The sequence below is a fragment of the Citricoccus sp. NPDC055426 genome (assembly GCF_040677445.1).
In the GTDB taxonomy this organism is placed as follows: domain Bacteria; phylum Actinomycetota; class Actinomycetes; order Actinomycetales; family Micrococcaceae; genus Citricoccus.
On record NZ_JBFARZ010000001.1, the window covers coordinates 385,163 to 405,946 of the forward strand.

Here is a 20,784-nt window from a genome sequence, read left to right on the forward strand (position 1 = left end):
GTTGCGCGAACGCTATGCCAGCTGACGGGTCGGCTGTCACGTCTCCTTCTCGGTCTTGCGGGAACGCCCGGGCCAGCCCTTGACGAGGTCACCGCCCCACCGGAGGACGGCGAGCACGGCAACGCCGAGGGCGAGGGCGATACCAACGAGGAGGGGCCATTGCGTCTCAAACCAGTACGCGACCCTCTCGACGAGTGAGGCACTGACCTGGACTTCGGTGACGTACGTCCGCACAGAGTCTGAGGTGATCGTCTGGGCGCCGTCGTTGATGGAGAGAGCGGGTCGGAGCTGGATTCGCACCTGCTGGTCCTCGGGGACCGTGGCCGTCACAGACCAGGCCCAATCGATCGTCCCGTCCGCCGTGAATCGCCGGTTGACCCAGTCGCTCTCGATACTCCCCGGATCCCCTGCGACGGTGACGTTCTCACCGACGGCCAGCAGCCGGGCCCCGACGATGCATCGGACGCGGATTCCCTGCTGGGTGGTCACTCCGTCCGGATTGGAGATCACCTCGTCGAGGGACTGGTCCGACTGGTCCAGGACGACGGCCGCCTGGTAGGTCTCGGAATCTCCGACGTCCGTCTGGAGGGAACGTGGGTACACCAGCTTTCCAGGCAGGTCGGTCTCCTCTGCCGACCCTTGGCACTCATCAAGCCATGGGCGCAGGTCATCAGGATCCGGAAGTGCCGGTTCCGGATCCTCGCTGGCTGTGCTGGACGGTGGTGGAGGTGCGGGTGGTGCTCCGTCCGCCCCGCCGGTTGAGGTGGGGATCGGCGCCGGCGCAGACGTGGGTGTCAGCCATTCCTCTGACGAGGAGCCATCGCCGGGCGAGCAGCCGCTCAGTCCGAGCAAGGAAGCGGCGAGGCTGCAGGCCGCCATCGGCAGTGCTGCCCTGGCCCGTCCTGAAGGGTTGCGATTCTTGAATCTGTCATGGTCCGTCATCCCAGCATCCTTCGCCGCAGTCAGTACAGGTTAGGGCGCAGCTGCTCGGAGCCGGTAGGGCTCGTCAGTGGCGTGCCTGGGAGGGCGCCAAGACCAACCGCCGTTCCATCTGGTCCGCGTACGGCCGGAGGCGCCGGGCCAGGGAGCGGGCGTCGTCCGAGCGGCTGAGCCGCAGGTACGGGAGCATGACCGTCACGGCGGCCACCGTCTGGCCGAAGCCGTCCCGCAGCGGCATGGCCAGGGCGGCCATGCCCGGCTGAGCCTCCCCGACCTGGATGGCCCAGCCCCGGTTGCGCACCTTCTTGAGCTCCGCCTTGAGCTGCGCCCAGTCCTGGATGGTCCCCGGCTGGACGGTCTCCAGGTCGGCCCCCTGGTACCGGGCCGCCAGGTCGTCGTCGCTCAACCCGGCCAGCAGGGCGCGTCCCGCCGCGGTGGCGTGTGCGGGGGTCACCGTGCGGACCGGGTGGGCGATCCGGACCAGCTGGGAGCCCTCCTCCGTGAGGAGGAACCGGATGTTCCGGCCCTCGAGCACGGCGAGGCCGGCCGTCTCCAGCAGTCCCTCCGCGACCTGCCGCAGCACCCCTCCGAGCAGGTCCGGCAGGGTCGAACCCCGCGCGACGTCGGCGGTGACCTGCCGCAGCACGGGGCCGACCGTGTACGGGCCGTGGCGCAACTCCTGGTCGAGATAGCCCGCCTCGGCGCACGTCCGCAGCAGCCGGTGGGCCATGGAGGGGCTGACCTGAAGGGCCCCGGCCACCTCGGTCAGGGTCATCTCGCCGCGGGACGCCACGAGCCGGACGAGCCGGAGGGCGCGCTCAGCGCTTTGGAGCATCGTCACCGTGTTTCCGCATAGAGGAAAGACTGGCACGGGTGCGCGTTGCGGCACAAGGGCGGCATGATCCCGTTCTCACGCACGCGAGGTGGCGTCTTTCCCGAGGCAGGAAAAGTCCCTCGAATCCATTGTCGATTTCCCTGTTCCGGCCTTTACTTCTGGAATCACCCCGCTCCCGTCCCGGACTAAGGAAGCACCATGACCTCCCACGCCGCATCCATCACCCAGCAGCTCCGCCGGGGCCTGGCCGCCGCCCTCGCTGCGGGCACCCTCGTCCTGGCGGGATGCGGCTCCGGGTCGCCGACCGGCACCGAGGAGTCGGCCTCGGAGGCCGGGTCGAGTCCCGTGACGGCGGACTCCGGGGAGCTGACCAGCATCTCGGTGGGCACCATCGCCATCGCCTCCTCCACCGAGCTCCGCTACGGCGTGGCCGAGGGGATCTTCGAGGACCACGGTCTGGACGTCGAGCTCATCGAGGGCCAGGGCGGCGCGGCGCTGCTGCCGGCGGTCCAGAACGGGTCCATGCAGTTCGCGGTGGGCAATCCCATGTCCGTGCTGACCGCGGCGGACCAGGGCCTGCCCATGAGGGTGGTCTCCGGGTACTCGTGGTCCTCGGCCGAGGGCGATGACATCAACGCCGTGGTCGCCCGCAAGGACTCCGGCATCGTCGGTTTCGAGGACCTGGAGGGCCAGACTGTGTCCGTCAACGCCGTTCACACCCTGGGGGACCTCTCCATCATGGAGTCCACGGCCATGGCGGGGGGCGACCCGGCGGAGATCAACTTCAACGAGATGCCCTTCCCGGACATGTTGGCCCAGTTGGAGCAGGGCAACGTGGATGCCGTCTGGTTGCCCGAGCCCTTCATGGGCCGGGCCCTGGCCGACCCGGAGAACGTCGCCGTCGGGTTTCCGAACCAGGAGGTCATGGACGGCATGCCCCTGACCATCGCCTTCACCAGTGAGTCCATCGCCGAGGAGAGCCCGGAGATCGTCACGGCGTTCCGGGAGGCGCTGACGGAGTCGACCGAGCGGGCCGCCGAGGACGAGGAGGGGGTCCGGGCCATGCTGCCCGAGTTCCTGAAGATGGATGAGGAGACCGCCCAGTCCATCCGCCTGGAGCCGGCGCACACGGACCTTCCGGTGGAGAAGATGCAGACCATCTACGACCTCATGCTCAAGTACGGCATGGCGGAGAACCCGCTGGACGTGGAATCCCTGTTCGTCGCGCGCTAGTCCCTCGCAGAAATCACCACGTTGAAGGAGTACTCATGAAAGTCGCTGTGATCGGCGCGGGTATCGGGGGACTGGCCGCGGTGGCCGCCCTGCGGCGGCGCGGCATCGATGCCGAGGTGTTCGAGCAGGCCCGGGCACTGGGCGAGATCGGCGCGGGCATCTCACTGGCGTCCAACGGCTGGCGGCTGCTGGAGCGCCTCGGCCTGCTGGAGCAGATCGAACGCGTCGGCTCGCACCTGGACCAGGGCTACTTCCAGCTGCGTGAGGACGGCTCCTTCATCTCCACGCTCCGCGAGCCCGGTGCCGCCTGGGACCGCCGGGTGTTCGGGGTGCACCGCGCGGACCTGATCGAGGTGCTCGCCTCCGCGCTGCCGACCTCCGCGATCCACACCGGCCACCGGCTGCTCGACCTCGAGCAGGACGACTCGGGGGTGCTGCTGCGCTTCGAGAACGGCGAGACCGCCCGGGCCGATGTGGTGATCGGCGCCGACGGCATCCACTCCGTCGTCCGCCGCCGCGTCGTCGGGGAGGTCGCCGCCCCGCGCTCCTCAGGGACCGCGGCCTACCGGGCCCTCGTCCCCGTCTCGGGGGCCGGGGACTGGGACTGGGGCACCTCGAAGATGTGGATCGGCCCGGGCAAGCACTTCCTGGTCTACCCGATCCGGGCGGACCGGCTGATCAACGTCGTCGCCGTGGTCCCCGCCCACGGCGGGGAGCGGGACTCCTGGACGGCCCCGGGCGACCCGGCGCAGCTCGCCGCAGAGTTCGCCGGCTGGGACCCCGTGGTCACCGGGCTGATAGAAAGGGTCACGGACACGTTCCAATGGGGACTGTTCGACCGGCCCCCGCTGAGCAGCTGGACCAGCGGTCGGCTGGCGTTGCTGGGTGACGCGGCCCACGCCATGCTGCCCCACCTCGGCCAGGGCGGCAGCCAGACCATCGAGGACGCCTTCGCGCTGGCCGCCGCACTCGAGGGCTCGTCCGTCGCGGACGCCCCCGCAGCCCTGGCGCGGTACCAGTCCCTGCGCCTGGAGCGGGCGAACGCCGTGCAGCTGGCCTCCCTGGAGGCCGGGCACCTCTACGATTCCGTCGTCGAGGAGGACTACGACGCGCGGGACGAGAGGATCCGGAGGATGGCACCCTTCTACGGGTGGCTGGGCAACCATGACGCGGATTCGCTCGAGGCCCCGCCCCTGGCGCCCTCACGCTGAGGAGGCCAGCCCCCCGGCCGGTGTCAGGCGGCGGACCGATACATCCTGGACGTGGGCGGGGGAGTGCCGCTCCACCACGGAGCGGACGTGAGCCAGGGACGCCTCAGTCGTCCCCTCGTAGAGCTCGGCGAAGGCCTCACGAGCCGTGCGGCGGGGCCAGTCTGGTGTCAGCAGCCCCAGGGGCAGGTCAGGATCGAACCGTGGGAAGCCACGGAAGGTGTTGATGGTCTCCGTGCGGGCCCGCATCGACTCGACCGGTGAGAGGCCGCCTTCATGGAGCCGTTCCAGGGGCACTCTGAGGATCGCGGTGAAGGACGTGTAGAGCTGGCGGGCGAGATCGAGGTCCCAGGCGTCCACGGGGTTGCCGAACCTCGTCCCGGCCGCGTCGATCCTGCCGCGGAGCAGGGATGCCGACTCCACGCCGAGTTTGTGGCAGAGGGCAATGGCCTGCTCGCCCTGCGGCCGGGGGGAGACCCAGGCGCCGTCGTACAGCGGGGCGAACCACATCCACGAGAGCCCCTTGCGCAACTGCTGCCGCACGCCTCGGTGTTCCTCCGGGACCGAGTACAGCAGGGTCGTCCATTCGGGGTCGGCGGGCCCGTGATCCGTGCCGAAGGTGCGGATCACGTCGAAGCCCTCGGTGAGCCGGTGCCGTGCCTTCGGGGAGAGCGCGTAGAACGTGCGGCGGCCCTCCTTGATGGTGGTGAGCCGCCCCTCCCTGGCGAGCCGGCTCAGCAGGGTCCGGGTGCCGGACGGGCTGACCTCGAGGGCTGACATCAGATCCACCAGGGCGCCCGAGGGCGCCGCTGAGCCCTCGTCCAGCCAGTACTCGGCCATCAGGGTGACGAGCGCGCGGCGACCGCGCGGGCCCTCGGCCACCACGGACCTCAGGTCCTCCAGATTGCTCCACACATCCCACATCATTCCACCCATGCATCCAACGTATCGCGAACTCTTGACGACCGATTCATTTATGCCATACTTCATGTGTGACCCAGTTAACATCAGCTCCCTCCCGGGGCGCCCAGAGAAACGCTCACGACGCGGACGCCGCTGAGCCCGCGGTCCAGATCCGTCAGCTGAACAAGCACTTCCGCCGCCGAGACGGCTCCACCGTGCCCGCCATCGACGGGGCGAGCCTCGACATCCAGGACGGGGAGTTCATCGTTCTGCTGGGTCCCAGTGGCTGTGGGAAGACCACGCTGCTCCGCTCCGTGGCCGGGCTCGAGACCCCTGATTCGGGGTCCATCACGGTGCGTGGCAAGGCGGTCTTCGACAGCGGCACGGGAGCCAATCTCGGCGCCGACCGGCGGGGGCTCAGCATGGTCTTCCAGTCCTACGCCCTCTGGCCCCACATGACCGCCGCCCAGAACGTGCGGTACCCGTTGGAGAACCAGAAGGGCGCCCGGCAGGGCCGAGCCGTGATGAACCAGCGAGTGGCCGAAGCCCTGGAAGCCGTGGGCATCGGTGACCTGGGTGGCCAGTACCCGAACCAGCTCAGCGGCGGTCAGCAGCAGCGGGTGGCCCTGGCCCGGGCCCTGGTGAACAACTCCAAGGTCGTACTGTTCGACGAGCCGCTGTCCAATGTCGACGCCAAGGTCAGGGAATCCCTGCGCATCGAGCTGCTGGCCATGCAGCGCCGCTTCGGGTTCACCGCCCTGTTCGTCACCCACGACCAGGCCGAGGCCATGGAGCTGGCGACGCGTATCGCCGTCCTGGACCGCGGCAAGGTCCAGCAGTTCGGGACCCCGGACGAGATCTACGCCCGGCCGGCCACCGAGTACGTGGCCAAGTTCATCGGCAACACCAACGAGCTGTCCGGTCGGCGCGCCGACGGCGGCTATGAGACCCCGCTCGGACTCGTCCGCACCCCGCAGGATGTCGGCGAACGGGCCACCGTGCTGTTCCGCCCGGAACACGCCCAGCTGTCCCGCGAACGCCCGGAGGCCGCCAGCGCCCTCGCCGGCCAGGTGGTGGCCGTCCTTTTCATGGGCACCCACACCGAGTTCCTCGTCCGGTCCGGCGAGACCCGGATGCGGATCTGGGTCAGCGGTCGCTCCACCGATTTCGCGGAGGGGGACGAGGTCTGGGTCGGCCTCCAGGAGCCCGACGTCATGGTGTTCCCCCGGCAGGACCATGACGGCCAGCCCGAGGGCGACGACTGATGAGACCGACCCCCACCCTCGAGGAACCCACGCAGACTCCGGTCGAGCCCGGACACTCCGGCCCCGAGCAGCCCATGCCCCGCTACCGGCCCGGCCTGCTCACCCGGCTGCGCCGGATGAGCAGTTTCGAGCTGTTCTCACTGACCCTCGCCGGCATCCTCGTCGCGCTGGTGTGCCTCCCGCTGGTGCGGGTGGTCATCAACATGTTCTACAAGGACGGCCGCTTCACCTTCGAGGCCATCCAGCGCACGCTGGCGATCGAGGACCTGGGCAAGATGGTCGTCGATACCGTGGTGGTGGTGCTGGCCAGCTCGATCCTCGCGGTGGTGATCGGGTTCCTGCTGGCGTGGGCCAACACCCGCACCGACGCACGCTTCGGGGTGATCAACGAGATCTTCCCGTACCTGCCCTTCCTGCTCCCGCCCATCGCGGGCGCCGTCGGCTGGACCATGCTGCTCTCCCCCCAGGCGGGCCTGCTCAACGCCTGGCTCCGGGACGTCCTCGGGGTGGTCGGGATCCAGTTGGAGTCCGGGCCGTTCGACATCAACTCCTGGTACGGCCTGATCCTCGTCTACACGTTCTATGCGGTGCCCTATGTCTACATGAACGTCTCCGCCGCCATGCAGAGCCTGGACGCCAGCCTCGAGGAGGCCTCCCGGCTCACGGGCGCCAGCGCGTTGAAGACGCTGCGCCGGGTCACCCTGCCGGCCCTGGCCCCGTCCATCGGCGCCGGCTTCCTGCTGTGCACCTGGTTCGGCTTCGGCATGTTCTCCATCGCCCAGATCATCGGCACCCCGGCGGGCATCGACATGATCCCGGTGCGCATCGTCAAGCTCCTGACCTTCACCTACCCGCCGGACGAGGACCTGGCCATCGGCCTCTCGGCCATCGTGGTGGTGTTCGTCGGGCTGTCCTATCTGGTGCAGTACCGCATCCTGAAGAACTCCCGCTTCGGCAGCATCGGGGGCAAGGCGACGCACCACACGGTGACCCGGCTGGGCGTGTGGCGTCCCGTGGTCCGGGCCGGCGTCCTGCTGTACATCGGGGTCTCCACCGTCCTGCCGATGTTCGCCCTGTTCATCGTGTCCCTGAACGGCTACTGGACCCCCAACATCCAATGGGGCTCCCTGAGCCTGGACGCCTTCCGCGTGGCCCTGTTCGAGGACCCGAAGACGCAGGAGGCGTTCGGCAACTCCCTGACCCTGGGCCTGGTCGGCGGTGTCATCGGCATCCTGGTGGCCGCGGTGGTGTCCCTCTACATCGCCCAGCACCGCAGCCGCGCCACCCTGGGGCTGGACGCGGCGATCAAGCTGCCGTCCTCCGTCTCCAACATGGTGATCGCCGTCGGCATCCTGCTGCTGCTGGCCCGCCCGCCCTTCGACCTGGGCGGTACGTGGCTGATCCTGCTGCTGGGCTACCTGGCCCTCTACCTGCCACAGGCCTCCATCGCGGCCGATGCCGCGGTGGCCACCATCGGCAAGGAGCTCGGTGAGGCCTCCGGGGTCGCCGGCGCGCGGCAGTGGAAGACCTTCCGCCGCGTCTACCTGCCCCTGATGATCCCCGGCCTGGTGGGCGGGTTCGCCCTGCTCTTCGTCCGCATCATCGGTGACCTCACGGCCTCGGCCATCCTCTCCGGGACGAACAACGTGGTGGTCGGCTTCCGCATCCTGGAGGTCTTCAACGGCGGCTCCTACGCAACCCTGGCCGCCCTGTCCTCCGTCCTGGTGGTGGTCTCCGCCCTCATCCTCGGCGTCGTCCTGTGGCTGTCCAAGCGCACCGGCGTCGCCCGCAGCCGCTGATCCCCCGCAACACCCCAGTCATCCCCGAACACCCCTTGAAAGGATCCCCCCTCATGAAGAAGAAGCTCTCTGTCCTGGCCACCCTGGCCGCGGCGTCCCTCGCCGTGTCCGCCTGCTCCGGCGGTTCGGATGCCGGCTCCGAGGCCGGCGCGGCCACCGATCTGGATGCGGCCACCCAGGCCCTCGTGGACGAGGCCCGGGAGGCCGGCTCCGTCACCCTGTACAGCATGGTGGACGAGGCCGTGCTGCGGGAGGTCGCCGCCGACTTCGAGTCGACCTACGGCATCAGCGTGGAGCCGGTCCGGCTGGTCTCCGCCGACCTGGCCCAGCGCTTCTCGAGCGAGGCGTCCACAGGGAGCAGCCCGGCCGACCTCATCATGCTCACGGACTCCCCGTTCTACGACGAGGCCCTCGAGCAGGGCTGGATCTCCTCGTTCGCCGAGGCCGAGCTGCCCGAGTCCCTCGTCGGGGAGTTCCCGGAGGACCTCTACACCCATGAGGGCAGCACGCCGATGGTGTCCTTCGTCCCCACCGAGACGGTCTACAACACCGACCTGGTCGACTCCGCCCCCACCTCCTGGGAGGACTACGCAGATCCGGCCTATGCCGGGAAGATCCAGATCGCCGAGGTCGACTCCTCTCCCGCCAACGTCGCGTTCTGGTCGCTGATGCGCAACGAGTTCGGGGACGAGCTGCTGGAGGGCATCGCCGCCAACGAGCCCACCGTCTCCGGCGGCGCCGTGCCCGGCACCCAGGCCGTGGCGGCCGGCGAGGGCGCGCTGGGCCACCCCGGCGTCCTGCCCGTGATCAAGAACCTCCAGGACAGCGGCGCCCCCGTGGACGTGGCCTCGATGTCCCCGACCACGGGCCCGGAGGTGGGGCTCGGCCTGGCGGCGAATTCGCCGAACCCGGCCGGGGCGAAGCTGCTGGCCGCCTACCTGATGAGCGAGGAGGGGAACCTGAGCTTCAACGAGGCGGCCTCCCAGATCTCGCCGTTCGACACGGAGGGGATGGAACGGTTCACCCGGACCTCGGAGGTCGAGCTGTCCGAGGCGGCAGAGCTCAAGTCCCTGATGGGGATGAACTGATTTGACGGAGGTCATTGTGGATTCCCGCCGTTCCGCGCACGATTTCGACGCGCAGTCGCCAGAAGGATTCGACGACGCCCACCGCGAGTTCGCCCGGCTGCGGGCCGAGCACCCGGTGGCGCGCAGCCAGGACTTCGGCGGCTTCTGGGCCATGCTCGGCTACGAGGAGCTCGCGGAGGTCATCACGGACATCAGCCGGTTCACCACCACCTCGCAGAACGCGATCCCCAAGTTCGCGTTCACCGGGGTCCGGCCGCCCCTGCACCTGGACCCGCCGCAGCATACCAGCTACCGGCGCGTGATCAACCACTTCTTCACGCCCCCCAAGATGCGGGCCCTGGAGCCGGCCGTGCGGCGGTGCGTGCAGGAGCTGATCGAGCCCCTCATCACCGAGGGCACGGCCGATGTGGCCCGCCAGTATGCCCAGAAGCTCCCGGCCCACGTCTTCGCCGAGTTCTTCAACCTCTCGCCGGAGACGAGCCTGGAGATCAAGACGGTCAGCGGCACGTATGTGGACGCCATCCAGGTGCTGGACCACGAGACGGTCAAGTCCCTGAGCGGCCGGCTCTACGAGATCGCCCAGGCGATCATCGACGAGCGCGCGGCCGGTGGCTTCACCGCCGAGGATGACCTCACGCAGGCCCTCCTGGAGGCCGAGTACGACGGCGGCCGGTTGCCTGACGCGATGGTGCTCGGCTGTGTGCGGCAACTGATCGTCACGGGCATGGTGGCACCCAGCGTGTTCATCGGCAACATGTTCGTCCACCTGAGCCGGGATCCGGAGCTGCAGCAGCACCTGCGCGAGCACCCGGAGGACATCCCGGGCGCGGTGGAGGAGTTCGTGCGCCTGTACAACCCCTACCGGGGCATGGCGAGGACCGCGCGGCACGACACCGTGGTGGGTGGCCAGCAGATCCAGGAGGGCGACCCGATCGCCCTGGTCTACACGGCCGCCAACCGCGACCCGCGCATGTTCGAGGACGCGGACACGTTCCGGCTGCACCGGGAGAACATCACCAAGCACATCAGCTTCGGCCGCGGCACCCACTCCTGTCCGGGGGCGCCGCTGGCCCGCATGATGTTCCGGATCACCCTGGAGGAGGCGCTGTCCCGCAGCAGCTTCGACCTGACGGGGGACCCGGGAATGGCCAAGTGGGCCGAATGGGGCACCAACCACGTGCCGCTCGAGTTCATCGCGCTGGGGGCCTGATCATCGTGGACCACACCGTGACAGCGAGCCGGACGGCCGACGGCCGTCCGGCCGGGATGTTCAGCCTGCCGGACAACCACCCGGACGCCGCCTTCGCCACCTACGCGAGGCTCCGGGACGCGCATCCGGCGGCCTACACCGAGGACCTCGGCGGCTACTGGGCGCTGACCGGGTATGAGGACGTCCGCGCGGCGGCCTCCGACGCGGCCACGTTCATCTCCTCCGTCAAGGCCGTGGTCCCCAGCGACCCCCGGGGAATCCGCCGGCCGCCGCTGAACTTCGACGCACCCCGGCACACCCCGTTCCGCCGAGCCCTGACGCGGACACTGGCGCCGGGACGGGTGGCGGCACTGAGCGAACGGATCAGCGAGCGCGCGGTGTCCCTCTTCGAGGAGTTCGTGGACGGTGAGGACGACGAGCTCACCCGCTCGTTCGGCACCCTGCTGCCGGCCTACGCGGAGGCCATGTGGCTCAACCTCGACCCGGACCGGGTCACCTGGCTGGCCGAGACCGCCACCGCGTGGGTGGAGGCCTGGCGCCGCCAGGACGGGGAGGCCGTCTCCCTCCACAGCGAGCGGATGTACGAGGTCGCCCGGTGGCTGGTGGCGGACCGCCGCGAGAACCCACGGGACCCCAAGGAGGACCCGGCGTCCTCGCTGCTCTCCGAACGGGTGGACGGTCAGGGGCTGGACGAGGAGCACATGGTCGGCGCCCTGCGCCAGTCCCTCGTGGTGGGCATGGTGGCCCCGCCGTTGCTGATCGGCGGGATCGCCCGGCACCTGGCGCTCGACCCGCAGCTGCACCAGAATCTGCGGACCGGGGCGGTGCCGATGGACGCCGCACTCGAGGAGTTCCTGCGGCTGTACACCCCGTACCGGGGCTTCGCCCGCACCGTCAGCGCCACCACCGAGGTGGCCGGCGAGCGTCTGGAGCCCGGCGAGCCCGTGACCCTGGTCTACGCGGCGGCCAACCGCGACCCGGCGCAGTTCCCGGACCCGGACCGCTTCGACGCCTCCCGGCCCAACCTGGACCGGCACCTGGGCTTCGGACGGGGCCAGCACCAGTGCGTGGGCCAGCACCTGGCCCGCGGCATCATCCGGGCGGCCCTGGACGTCATGGTCCACCGGGCCGAGCGGCTGGAGCTGCTCGGGGAGCCCGAACCGACCCGGATGCCCGAGCTGGGCTACCAGTCCGTGCGGATCCGGGTCCACCGGTGAACGCCGCCCAGGATGGGGTCTCCCGCCGGGACACCGGGATGGCCTGGGGGATCAAGACCAGCTTCCTGGCCTACGTGGAACGGTGGTCCGAGGAGGACGCCGTGGAGATGGCCCCCGGTACGGGCCGCCTCGCGGACGGCCGCTTCTACTTCACCCCGGACCCGGAGCGCCCTGCCGGCGCCCTGTGGTTCCGGGGCGGGGTGCGGCTGCGCGCCCACGGCGGCATGCTGGACGTCTCCGTCTCGGACCCGCGGGTCGAGGAGCGGGGGTCCGGTCATGTCCTGACCGCGGCGAGCTGGGTCGAGGGTGAGTGGACGCGGATCGCGTTCGCGGACCTGGACTGGCCGGATGCTGATGCTGATCCTGCGCCGGAGCCCGGGCAGGGCGGCGCCGTGCGGATGCTGGCCGCCGGGGCCCGTCTCCACGTGGAGGCGGTAGCGGTCTTCGACGGCACCTACCCCGCCGGTTCAGAGCTCGCCCCCGTCCAGGTGCGGTTCTGACACACCACGGAACATCACAAACAACTTGATATTCTCTAGGGATGGAGCTTGATCGAGACCCGCGCGGCGAACCGGCCACGGACCGCCTGAACTACACGGCCTACCGCCTCGGGCGGGCCCTGGACCGGTTCACGGAGAACCTGGCGCTCTCCCACGGCGTGACGCTCTCCCAGTTCCTCGTGCTCCAGGTCCTGGGGGAGGGCAAGCCCCTCTCCAACGCCCAGCTGGGCCGACGGACCTTCGTCAGCGCCCAGGCCGCCCACCTCGTGTCCAACGAACTGCTCGAGCTGGGGCTGGTGGAGCGCGGCAACCATCCGACGAACCGGCGCATCCGCCTGGTCCAGCTCACGGAGACGGGCTGGGAGCTCATCCAGAACTGCACCGAGGAACTGCGCGCCCACGAGCGGCGCCTGACCGCCTCGGTCGGGGACGACCTCGGGAACTCCATCGTCGCGGTCCTCGACCACGCCGCCCGCGAGCTGGCCGGCGGGTACTTCGGGGACGACGAGGCCGAGGCGCAGGCCGTGTCCCGCCGCCAGATCACCAGCCGCCCGCGCCACGTCCCCTCCCGCCTGGCCGCCAGCCGTCTGAAGGCCCTGGACCGGCAGTCCGGCGGCACCACGCCTGCCTGAATGTCTCAGGCCCGCGCGGACTGCCCGCTCCGCGTCCGGAGCAGGACCAGCACTGTGCAGGCCAAGGCGCTCGCCGCGGAGACGGCCAGGGCCACCCGGCCCGAGCTGGCATCGATCACCCAGCCCATGGCCAGCGCCCCGAACGGCACCATGCCGTAGCTGCCCAGGGTCATGAAGGACATCATCCGCCCGATGTACCGCGGCGGCACCGATTCCTGGGCCGCGGCGTTGACGATCCCCTGGTAGTACCCCAGGCCGACCCCCAGCAGGGGCGCGGCCGCCAGGAACAGCGGCAGCGTGGGGGCCGCGGCGTTGACCGCCAGCACCGCGCCGAACACGGCCGTGGCCGACACCAGGGACCGCACGCTCACCCGCACCCGGCGCGCCGCGAGCACCCCTCCGGCCACCGCCCCCACCGCGTTGAGCGTGTGGACGGCTCCCACGGCCGCGGCGTCCCCGCCGTAGGACAGGTCCACCGTGGAGGTGAGCACCAGCCCGAAGTTCATGGCCAGCAGGGAGACCACCACGTTGACCACCAGCAGGGTGCTCACGTCCCGGTCACGGCGGAAGGGGCCCGACGCCGGCCCGGCCGGGTCCCCGGCACCGGCGGGGGCCGCGAGGGTGGCGCCCCGGTCTGCGGTACCGGGCCGGCCGCCGTCGTGCTCCGGCGGGGTCCGCGGGTGCAGCGCTGCCGGGCGGATCAGGCACCGGGAGGCGAAGACCAGCAGGTAGGCGCCGGCGTTGATGAGGATGCAGGGCCCGGGCCCGAGCCCCTGGAAGGCGAGGCCGGCCAGCGCCGGGCCCACCGAACGGGCGGCGGCCAGGGCGATGGTGCTGACGGAGGCCGCCTGGGAGAGCCCGTCCGGGCCCACGAGCTCGAAGATGATGGTCTGCGCCGCCACCCGCTCGAAGGCCTGCACCGTGCCCAGCACCCCGACCAGCCCGTAGAGCAGCCACATCTCCGGGTCCTCGGAGACCACGAGCACCAGCCCGGCGGTCGCCACGGCGGAGGCCACCGAGGTCACCATCAGCACCGTCCTGGGCGCCACCCGGTCCAGGAGCCGGCCCGCCGGGATGCCCAGCAGGAAGATCGGCAGGAACTGGGCGACGGTGATGCCGCTCAGGGCCTGGGCGCTGCCGGTGGCGTTGAGCACCACCAGCTGCAGGGCCAGGTTCTGGAACCAGATCCCGGTGTTGGAGAGCAGCTGCCCGGTGAAGTACCAGGAGAAGTTCCGGTGCCGGAACGGGCTGCCCACCGTCAGAGGCGGGTGCGGATGAACTCGGCCATCCGCTCCGGGATGCGGGCCGCCGAGCTGGAGCGCTGGTCCGCGTTGTTGGCCCGGATCTCCAGCACGGGGATGCCCTCCGCCTCCAGGGCCTCGGTGATGAACCCGCTGCCCGGGGTGTCGTCCGCCACGAGGTGCACCACCCCGTGCACGCCGTGGCTGAGGGCCTCCTTGACGTACCACTGGGCGGACCACGGCGGCACGTAGAGCTGGTCCGTGATCCCCACGAAGCGGGCGGCCAGCGTCCGGACGGGGTCCTCGCCGTGGCGCTCGTAGCCGTCCGCGGCGATCGCGAGGTACATGCTCCACACGAACACGGCCCCGAACTCCTCCTGGAACCGCGTGTACAGGCCGAGGTCGGACCACAGCCCGCGGCCCACCCACATCAGGCGCAGCCTCTCGTCCGGGCACACGGCCACGCCGTCCTCGACGCGCTGCTCGGTCTCCTCGTAGAGGGACTGGGCCGCGTCCACGGCCCACCGGGTGCCACGCTGCCACTGGGGGGCCATCACGGCCGGCATGGTGTCGTTGACCAGGACCGGGGTGGGACGGGCCGCGGCGATGAGGTCCCGGGTGCGGCGGTTCCACTGCGCCTGCTCGTTGCCCAGCGCCATGATCTCCGCCAGCCGGTCCCGGTCCAGGCGGCGGCCGGTGCGCTCCTCGAGCCAGGCGATGAGCTCCTCGATCTCGCCCTGCAGCAGGTCCAGGCGGTCGCTGCCGAACGCCCGCTCCCACTCGTGCGGAACGAGCTCCCACCACCGGTCCGGCACCGGGTCCGCCCCCGTGCGGGAGAGCAAGAAGGTCTCCGTGCCCTCGAACCGCCCCCACTGCTCGAAGATCTTGGCGGTGACGTCCCCGCTGCGCTCGGCCACCGCGAAGCGCGGGGTCGGCAGCCCGCCCCAGGGGCGCTCGCCGGCGGGGAGGTGCTGCTCGCCGAGCGGCATGGCGTCGTACTGCAGGCTGAAGTCCGGCAGCCCGCGGGCCACGAGCTGCTCCATGGAGGCGGGGCCGGCCCGCTTGGCCGCGATGATCGAGGACCACCACTGGGTGACCACGTAGGGGATGTCCAGGGCGCGGAACACCTCGTGCGGGGCGTCGGCGTTCAGCAGCGCGATCGGCTCGCCGGCCAGGGCCCGCCGGCGCACGTCCTGGAACCACTCCTTCTGGTAGGCGGTGGCCGCCACGGCGGAGCGGAGTCGGGTCTCGGTCACGGCGCGGTCCTCCCGGAATGCTGCTGGATGCTGGAGAGGAGTTCGGCGGTCGCGTCCCGGACCCCGTCGGCGGGGATCTGCACGACGCCGGCCAGCCAGGTCCCGCTGCCGGCCAGCGCCTCGCGGTGGTCGGCCAGGTCCCAGGCGGGGCCGTCGTCGAGGTCCCGGACCAGGGCCACCACCCCGGCCGCGCCGGTGCGGTGCACCTCGGCGAGCAGGTGCCGGCTCCGCTCGTCGGCCAGGGACCGGGCGGCCGCGGGCGGACGCAGCGCGTGCCGCTCGGCCAGGGCCCGGAACACGCCTCCCAGCCCCCCGCCTGCTTCAGGCGCAAAGTGACCTGACCCCCGCCGTTGTGACGGGGACAGGTCACTTTGCGCCTCGGCGGGTGGCACCTCGCCGGACTCCACCGCCTCGCCGATCCAGGCCGCATCCCCGGCGTCGTGGTCCTCGCCCACCACCAGGATCCCGGCCTGCTCGAGGGCCGCGTAGACCGTGGGGTCCGGGTGGGAGCTGCCGGTCATGAAGACCGGCACGGCGTCAGCGAGTGCCGCGTCCGGTGCGGCTCTTCGCTCATCCAAGACCGCCTCGATGGAGTCCACCGCCTCCTCCGGTGTGGTGGTGGCCGCCGCCGCGTAGCAGCGCAGGGCTGCGGTGCCGGACAGGGTGCGCGCGCGTCGTCGCTCCCGTACGCGTTCGAGGGCTTGGCCCACGAGGGTCTCCCGGGCGGCGGCCTCGGCCAGGGACGCCGAGTCCAGTCGGGTCCCGGTGCAGCCGGAGACGAACCCGGCCAGGCGTTCGTACTGCCGGGCCACGAAGCGGGTCCGGTGCGGGCCGCCGCCGCGGGGGGTGTCCAGCAGGTGGACCGGGAAGCCGAGGCGGCCGCGTCCGGCCAGCACCCGCAGCACGTAGAAGACCCGCAGGTGGGCCATGGAGTCGTTGCAGACCACCAGCCCGGCCAGCCCCGACTTTGCTTCACGTCCGTCACGTCCGCCGTGGGCGCCGGAGAGCACCGAGTCCAGGATCCGGGCTGCCACCACGTCGGCGGCCCCGAGGAGCTCACCGGCCTCCCGGGAGACCTCCCCGCTCCAGGCCCCGGTCAGCCGTACCGGGGTGGCGCCCGCGGCGAGGACGAGCTGCCGGGGCACGTCCGCCCCGATGATCCCGATCCGGGGTGCCGTCACAGCACACCCGCGGTGCGCAGGCCCTCGATCCGGGCGGGGTCGTAGCCCAGGGAGCCGAGGATCGCCTCGGTGTGCTCGCCCAGGTACGGGGCCGGGGCGTCCAGCGAGGTGCTGCTGCCGGAGAGGACCATGGGCAACCCGGAACCGAAGAGCCCGTCGAAGTGGCCGAACTTGGGGTGGACCAGGGGCACCACCTCGCCGCGGGCCACCACCTGCGGATCCCGGACGGCCTCGGCGGTGGTGCGCACGGGCGCCGCGGGGGCGCCCTGGCTCGTGAGGGCCTCGAGCACCTCGGCGAGGGGCTGCTCGGCGGCCCAGCCGGCGATCAGCCCGTGCAGGCGGTCGGCGTTGGCCACCCGGGCGTCCCGGGTGCCGAAGTCCTCGGACTCCAGCAGGTCCGCGCGGTCGATGGCCCGGAGCACGCCCGCGGCGAACTGGTCGGTGGGGGCGCAGATGGCGAAGTAGCCGTCGGCGGCCCGGAAGGTTCCGAACGGCGCCAGCCGGGGCACGTAGGCGCCGGTGCGCAGGGGGAAGCCGATCTCCTCCAGGGCGTCGAAGGGCTCGCAGGCCACCAGCGAGGTCAGGGCCCCGAGCATGGAGACGTCCACGTGCTGGCCCTGGCCCGTGTGCTCGGCCTGCAGCACCGCCCCCAGGGTGCCGATCACCGCGAAGAGCGGTGCGGACAGGTCACCGATCGGCAGGCCGAAGCGCACCGGCGGTTGGCCCGGTTCCCCGGCGGTCATCATCACCCCGCTGAGCGCCTGGACGATCGTGTCCATGGCCTTGCGGTCCCCGTTGTCCGTGCCGGCGCCGAAGCCGCTGATGGAGGTGTAGACCAGCTTCTCGTTGAGGTGGCGCACGCTCGCGTAGTCCACCCCGAGGCGCTTGGTCACCCCGGCGCTGTAGTTCTCCACCACGATGTCCGCCTCGGCGATGAGGTCGAACAGCACCTGCCGGCTCTCCGGGTGCTTGAGGTTCAGGGTGACCGACTCCTTGCCGCGGCCCCGGAGCATCATGGAGACTGACATGTCGTCCTCCGAGGTCCGCCGCACACTGATGCCCTCTTTGGTGACGTAGGGGGAGTTGTTGCGGGAGGTGTCCCCGCCGCGCGTGGGGTTCTCCACCTTGATCACGCGGGCGCCCAGCCCGGCCAGCAGCAGGGTGGCGTAGGGGCCGGCCAGCGCGGTGGTCAGGTCGATCACGGTCTTGCCCGCCAGGGGCTGGGTCTGGGTGCTCATCGGGATGTCTCCTCCAGGTGGATGCTCAATCGGTCCCCGCTCCAGTCCAGGACCGTGTCCAGGCCGGCTTCGCGGGTGATGCGTGTCAGGTAGTCGCCGACCTGTTGGCCGCCGTCGGCGCGGACCACCGGGACCGGGCGCGCCTCGTCGTCGATCCAGCAGGGGATGGCCTCCGCGCCCACCGCCCCGTCCGGGCCCAGGGTGATCACGGCGATCACGGTGTTCCGGCTCTCGGGGTGGAACGGATACTCGGGCATCGCCGGGTCCGGCTGGAAGCCGAACACCCGCAGCCGCTCGCGGGCCCAGGCCCGCCGTTCGGGGGAGTCGTCCGGCGCCCCGCCGAGGGCCCTCGTCACGGTGGCGAAGTTGCCGAGCCCGTGGAAGATCGGCCGGCCGCGGTAGGACTCGATTCCCTTGAGCAGGTGCGCGTGGTGGGCGAGCACGGCCACGGCGCCGGCGTCGATGGCCGCGTGGGCGATCTCGTACTGGTACGCGGCGATCTCCACCGGCTGGTGGACCAGCCCCTGATGCAGGGACACGACGACGGCCGTGCCCTCGCGCACCTGGCCCGCCACCCGCTCGGTGAAGGCGGCCAGGGACCGCGGCTCGGCGAAGGTGTAGGTGCGCGGCGGCCCGCCGGGGTTGGCGCCGCGGGGCTCGTAGTGGGTGACGACCTCGATCCAGGCACAGCCCGCCTTGGCGCTGCCCGCCCAGGACTCGCGTGGCCCCACGCAGTTGACGCTGAGCACCACGACCCGCCGGTTGCCGACGTCGGCGACCGCCGGTTCCCACGCCTCCTCCAGGTCCCGGCCCGCCCCCGTGGTGGCCAGGCCCCGGTCCCGGCAGTGCCGACGGGTGTCCTCGATGCCCTGCCCACCGGAGTCGTAGACGTGGTTGCCGGCCAGGGTCAGCACGTGGAACCCGGCGCCCGCCACGGCGTCCAGGGCCGAGGGTGGGGCCGGCAGGGCGGGCACGTCCGTGGACATGCTGGCCGTGGCCTCGGTGTGCGGGACCTCGAGGTGGCCGATGACCAGGTCCGCCCCGGCCAGCACGGGGGCCGCGGCGGCGAGCAGGGACGTGGCGTCCGCCCGCTCCAGGACCAGGTCCCCGGTGGCCATCAGCGTGGTCGTCGCGGTCACGGCTGCCCGGCCCCCTGCTGTGGTTCGGCAGTCTCCTGGCCTGCCTCGGGTGCGGACTCGGTGCCATTCCCGGAGCCGGCGTTGGCGCGCATCGAGCGGGCCAGGAAGGAGCGCAGCCGGTCGGTCTGCGGGTCACGGAAGAAGGCCTCGGCGGGACGGTCCTCGATGACCCGGCCCTCGGCCATGAAGACGCAGCGGTCCGCGACCTCGCGGGCGAACTCCATCTCGTGGGTGACCACCACCATGGTCCGCCCGGTGGCGGCCAGTGCCTTCATGGTCTGCAGCACCTCGTCGATCAGCTCCGGGTCCAGGGCGCTGGTGGGCTCGTCGAAGAGCAGCACGCGGGGCTCCACGGCCACGGCGCGGGCGATGGCCACGCGCTGCTGCTGGCCGCCCGAGAGCTGCCGCGGGTAGGACGTCGCCTTGTCCGAGAGGCCCACCTTGGCCAGCAGTTCCACGGCCCGGGCCTTCGCCTCGGCAGGGGCGATGCCGTGGACGGCGATCGGGGCCTCGGTGATGTTGCGCATGACCGTCCAGTGCGGGAACAGGTTGAACTGCTGGAACACCATGCTCATCCGCCGGCGCTGGGCCCTGACACCGGCGTCGGTCAGCGGCCGCAGGCTCTTGCTCTGTCTGCCCTGCTCGAAGCCGAGCAGCTCGTCGTCCAGGTACATGGCGCCGCCGTCGATGGTCTCGAGCTGGTCCAGGCAGCGCACGAGGGTGGACTTGCCGGAGCCGGAGGGGCCCAGGATGGCCACGACCTCGCCCTCGTTGACGGTCAGGTCGATGCCGTCCAGCGCCACGAGGTCTCCGAAGCGTTTGCGCAGTTGCACGACCTCGAGGACGCGGGCCCCCGGGGTCTGGGCGTCGCCGTCCCGGCGGTCAGGTGCCGTGCTGGTCTGGGTCCTGTTCATCACTGGTTCTCCTCGTTCCGGACCGCTGCCGCGGAACCGGCCGGGCCGGCGTCGGGCCCTGACGGTGCGGTGGCCTTGGGGGCGGTGCGGGTGGCGCCGCGGCCGTAGTAGTCCTCGACCTTGCGCTGGAAGAAGGTCAGCACGGTCACCGCCACGAGGTACCAGATCACGGCCACGATCAGCATGGGCACCACGTCATAGGTGCGGTTGTAGATGACCTGCACGGCGTGCAGCAGGTCGCCCATGGCGATGACGCTGACCAGGGAGGTGCCCTTGAGGGTGGCGATGACCTGGGAGCCGGTGGGCGGGATGATGACGCGCATGGCCTGCGGCAGCACGATCCGGGTGAAGGAGTGCCAGCGGCTGAAGCCCATGGCCGCGGAGGCGTCGTGCTGGCCCTGGTCCACGGAGAGGATGCCTGCGCGGATGATCTCCGCCATGTAGGCGGCCTCGTGCAGGGACAGGCCGATGATGGCCGCTGTCAGCGGGGTGATGAGGTCGTTGGTGGACCAGCTGAACAGCTCCGGGCCGAACGGCACCCCCACGGAGATCCGCGGGAGCAGGTAGGCCAGGTTGTACCAGAAGATCAGCTGCACCAGGGGCGGGACCCCGCGGAAGAAGCCGACGAAGGTCATGCACGCCATTCGCACGGGCCAGTAGTCACTGAGCTGGCCGGCGGCCAGGAGGGTGCCGAGGGCGGTGCCGAGCACCATGGCCACCACCATCAGCAGCACGCTCGTCACCAGACCGAGCAGCACGCTGGGGTTGAAGAGGTACTCGGCCACGACGGGCCATTCGAACCGCTCGTTGGTGACCAGGAAGGACAGGATGCCGAAGACCACCAGGACCAGCACGGCCGTGCCCAGGATGCGCAGCGGGCGGACCCGGGGGCGGGCCTGCGCCACGTCCGCGGCGTCGGTGCGCACGGCGGGGGCCGAGGGGGCGTACGGGGCGGAGCGGGCGGACGGGGTGGGAGGATTCATAGG

19 protein-coding genes are annotated in these 20,784 nt (G+C 71.1%); 9 read left to right on the forward strand and 10 right to left on the reverse strand.

Annotated features, from left to right (window positions below):
• Positions 1 to 36: 36 nt before the first annotated feature.
• Positions 37 to 603, reverse strand: a complete 567-nt coding sequence (locus AB0K08_RS01780) for a hypothetical protein (RefSeq protein ID WP_363351045.1) — start codon at positions 601 to 603, stop codon at positions 37 to 39.
• A gap of 403 nt (positions 604 to 1,006) precedes the next feature.
• The gene (locus AB0K08_RS01785) at positions 1,007 to 1,774 is read right to left on the reverse strand and encodes an IclR family transcriptional regulator (RefSeq protein WP_363351840.1); all 768 of its coding nucleotides are present in this window, start codon (positions 1,772 to 1,774) and stop codon (positions 1,007 to 1,009) included.
• A 198-nt stretch (positions 1,775 to 1,972) separates the two neighbouring features.
• On the opposite strand from AB0K08_RS01785, the gene AB0K08_RS01790 reads away from it, so the two are divergent.
• Together AB0K08_RS01790 and AB0K08_RS01795 are read left to right on the forward strand one after the other, a co-directional pair.
• The gene (locus tag AB0K08_RS01790; RefSeq protein WP_363351047.1) at positions 1,973 to 3,007 is read left to right on the forward strand and encodes an ABC transporter substrate-binding protein; all 1,035 of its coding nucleotides are present in this window, start codon (positions 1,973 to 1,975) and stop codon (positions 3,005 to 3,007) included.
• Positions 3,008 to 3,042: 35 nt separating this feature from the next.
• On the forward strand, positions 3,043 to 4,218 hold the full coding sequence (locus tag AB0K08_RS01795; RefSeq protein ID WP_363351048.1) for an FAD-dependent monooxygenase: 1,176 nt from the start codon (positions 3,043 to 3,045) through the stop codon (positions 4,216 to 4,218).
• Here the strand turns inward: AB0K08_RS01795 and AB0K08_RS01800 are convergent.
• Complete coding sequence (locus AB0K08_RS01800; protein WP_363351050.1) at positions 4,210 to 5,151, reverse strand: PaaX family transcriptional regulator C-terminal domain-containing protein; 942 nt, start codon at positions 5,149 to 5,151, stop codon at positions 4,210 to 4,212. The two genes, AB0K08_RS01795 and AB0K08_RS01800, sit on opposite strands and share 9 nt — an antisense overlap.
• A 56-nt stretch (positions 5,152 to 5,207) precedes the next feature.
• Between AB0K08_RS01800 and AB0K08_RS01805 the strand changes: the two genes are divergently transcribed.
• From AB0K08_RS01805 to AB0K08_RS01835, 7 genes are read left to right on the forward strand one after another with little or no spacing between them, the layout of a single operon-like run.
• On the forward strand, positions 5,208 to 6,383 hold the full coding sequence (locus AB0K08_RS01805; protein WP_363351052.1) for an ABC transporter ATP-binding protein: 1,176 nt from the start codon (positions 5,208 to 5,210) through the stop codon (positions 6,381 to 6,383).
• Positions 6,383 to 8,182: an iron ABC transporter permease gene (locus AB0K08_RS01810; protein ID WP_363351054.1), complete on the forward strand. Its 1,800-nt coding sequence runs from the start codon at positions 6,383 to 6,385 to the stop codon at positions 8,180 to 8,182. The genes AB0K08_RS01805 and AB0K08_RS01810 overlap by 1 nt, the downstream gene beginning before the upstream one ends.
• Before the next feature lie 53 nt (positions 8,183 to 8,235).
• Entirely contained in the window at positions 8,236 to 9,270 is a 1,035-nt protein-coding gene (locus AB0K08_RS01815) for an ABC transporter substrate-binding protein (protein ID WP_363351056.1), read from the forward strand.
• Between the two features lie 16 nt (positions 9,271 to 9,286).
• Positions 9,287 to 10,480, forward strand: coding sequence for a cytochrome P450 (locus AB0K08_RS01820; RefSeq protein WP_363351058.1), 1,194 nt, complete (start codon positions 9,287 to 9,289; stop codon positions 10,478 to 10,480).
• Between the two features lie 17 nt (positions 10,481 to 10,497).
• Positions 10,498 to 11,697 carry a cytochrome P450 gene (locus AB0K08_RS01825; protein WP_363351060.1) on the forward strand — a complete coding sequence of 400 codons (1,200 nt, stop codon included), beginning with the start codon at positions 10,498 to 10,500 and terminating at the stop codon, positions 11,695 to 11,697.
• Positions 11,694 to 12,197 carry an HtaA domain-containing protein gene (locus AB0K08_RS01830; RefSeq protein ID WP_363351062.1) on the forward strand — a complete coding sequence of 168 codons (504 nt, stop codon included), beginning with the start codon at positions 11,694 to 11,696 and terminating at the stop codon, positions 12,195 to 12,197. The genes AB0K08_RS01825 and AB0K08_RS01830 overlap by 4 nt, the downstream gene beginning before the upstream one ends.
• A 41-nt stretch (positions 12,198 to 12,238) precedes the next feature.
• Positions 12,239 to 12,829 (forward strand): MarR family transcriptional regulator, encoded by a 591-nt coding sequence (locus tag AB0K08_RS01835; RefSeq protein ID WP_363351064.1) that lies wholly within the window; start codon positions 12,239 to 12,241, stop codon positions 12,827 to 12,829.
• A 5-nt stretch (positions 12,830 to 12,834) separates the two neighbouring features.
• Here AB0K08_RS01835 and AB0K08_RS01840 read toward each other — a convergent pair whose 3' ends face one another.
• From AB0K08_RS01840 to AB0K08_RS01870, 7 genes are read right to left on the reverse strand one after another with little or no spacing between them, the layout of a single operon-like run.
• The gene (locus AB0K08_RS01840; RefSeq protein ID WP_363351066.1) at positions 12,835 to 14,085 is read right to left on the reverse strand and encodes an MFS transporter; all 1,251 of its coding nucleotides are present in this window, start codon (positions 14,083 to 14,085) and stop codon (positions 12,835 to 12,837) included.
• Between the two features lie 2 nt (positions 14,086 to 14,087).
• Positions 14,088 to 15,326: a 2-hydroxyacyl-CoA dehydratase family protein gene (locus AB0K08_RS01845; protein ID WP_363351068.1), complete on the reverse strand. Its 1,239-nt coding sequence runs from the start codon at positions 15,324 to 15,326 to the stop codon at positions 14,088 to 14,090.
• A complete protein-coding gene (locus tag AB0K08_RS01850) occupies positions 15,323 to 16,507 on the reverse strand; it encodes a 2-hydroxyacyl-CoA dehydratase family protein (protein ID WP_363351069.1) in 1,185 nt (394 codons plus the stop codon). The genes AB0K08_RS01845 and AB0K08_RS01850 overlap by 4 nt, the downstream gene beginning before the upstream one ends.
• Entirely contained in the window at positions 16,504 to 17,745 is a 1,242-nt protein-coding gene (locus AB0K08_RS01855) for a CoA transferase (RefSeq protein ID WP_363351071.1), read from the reverse strand. The genes AB0K08_RS01850 and AB0K08_RS01855 overlap by 4 nt, the downstream gene beginning before the upstream one ends.
• Complete coding sequence (locus AB0K08_RS01860; protein ID WP_363351073.1) at positions 17,742 to 18,884, reverse strand: CapA family protein; 1,143 nt, start codon at positions 18,882 to 18,884, stop codon at positions 17,742 to 17,744. The genes AB0K08_RS01855 and AB0K08_RS01860 overlap by 4 nt, the downstream gene beginning before the upstream one ends.
• On the reverse strand, positions 18,881 to 19,798 hold the full coding sequence (locus AB0K08_RS01865; RefSeq protein WP_363351075.1) for an amino acid ABC transporter ATP-binding protein: 918 nt from the start codon (positions 19,796 to 19,798) through the stop codon (positions 18,881 to 18,883). The genes AB0K08_RS01860 and AB0K08_RS01865 overlap by 4 nt, the downstream gene beginning before the upstream one ends.
• The gene (locus AB0K08_RS01870) at positions 19,798 to 20,781 is read right to left on the reverse strand and encodes an amino acid ABC transporter permease (RefSeq protein ID WP_363351077.1); all 984 of its coding nucleotides are present in this window, start codon (positions 20,779 to 20,781) and stop codon (positions 19,798 to 19,800) included. Before AB0K08_RS01870 ends, AB0K08_RS01865 begins: the two co-directional genes overlap by 1 nt.
• Positions 20,782 to 20,784 lie beyond the last annotated feature (3 nt).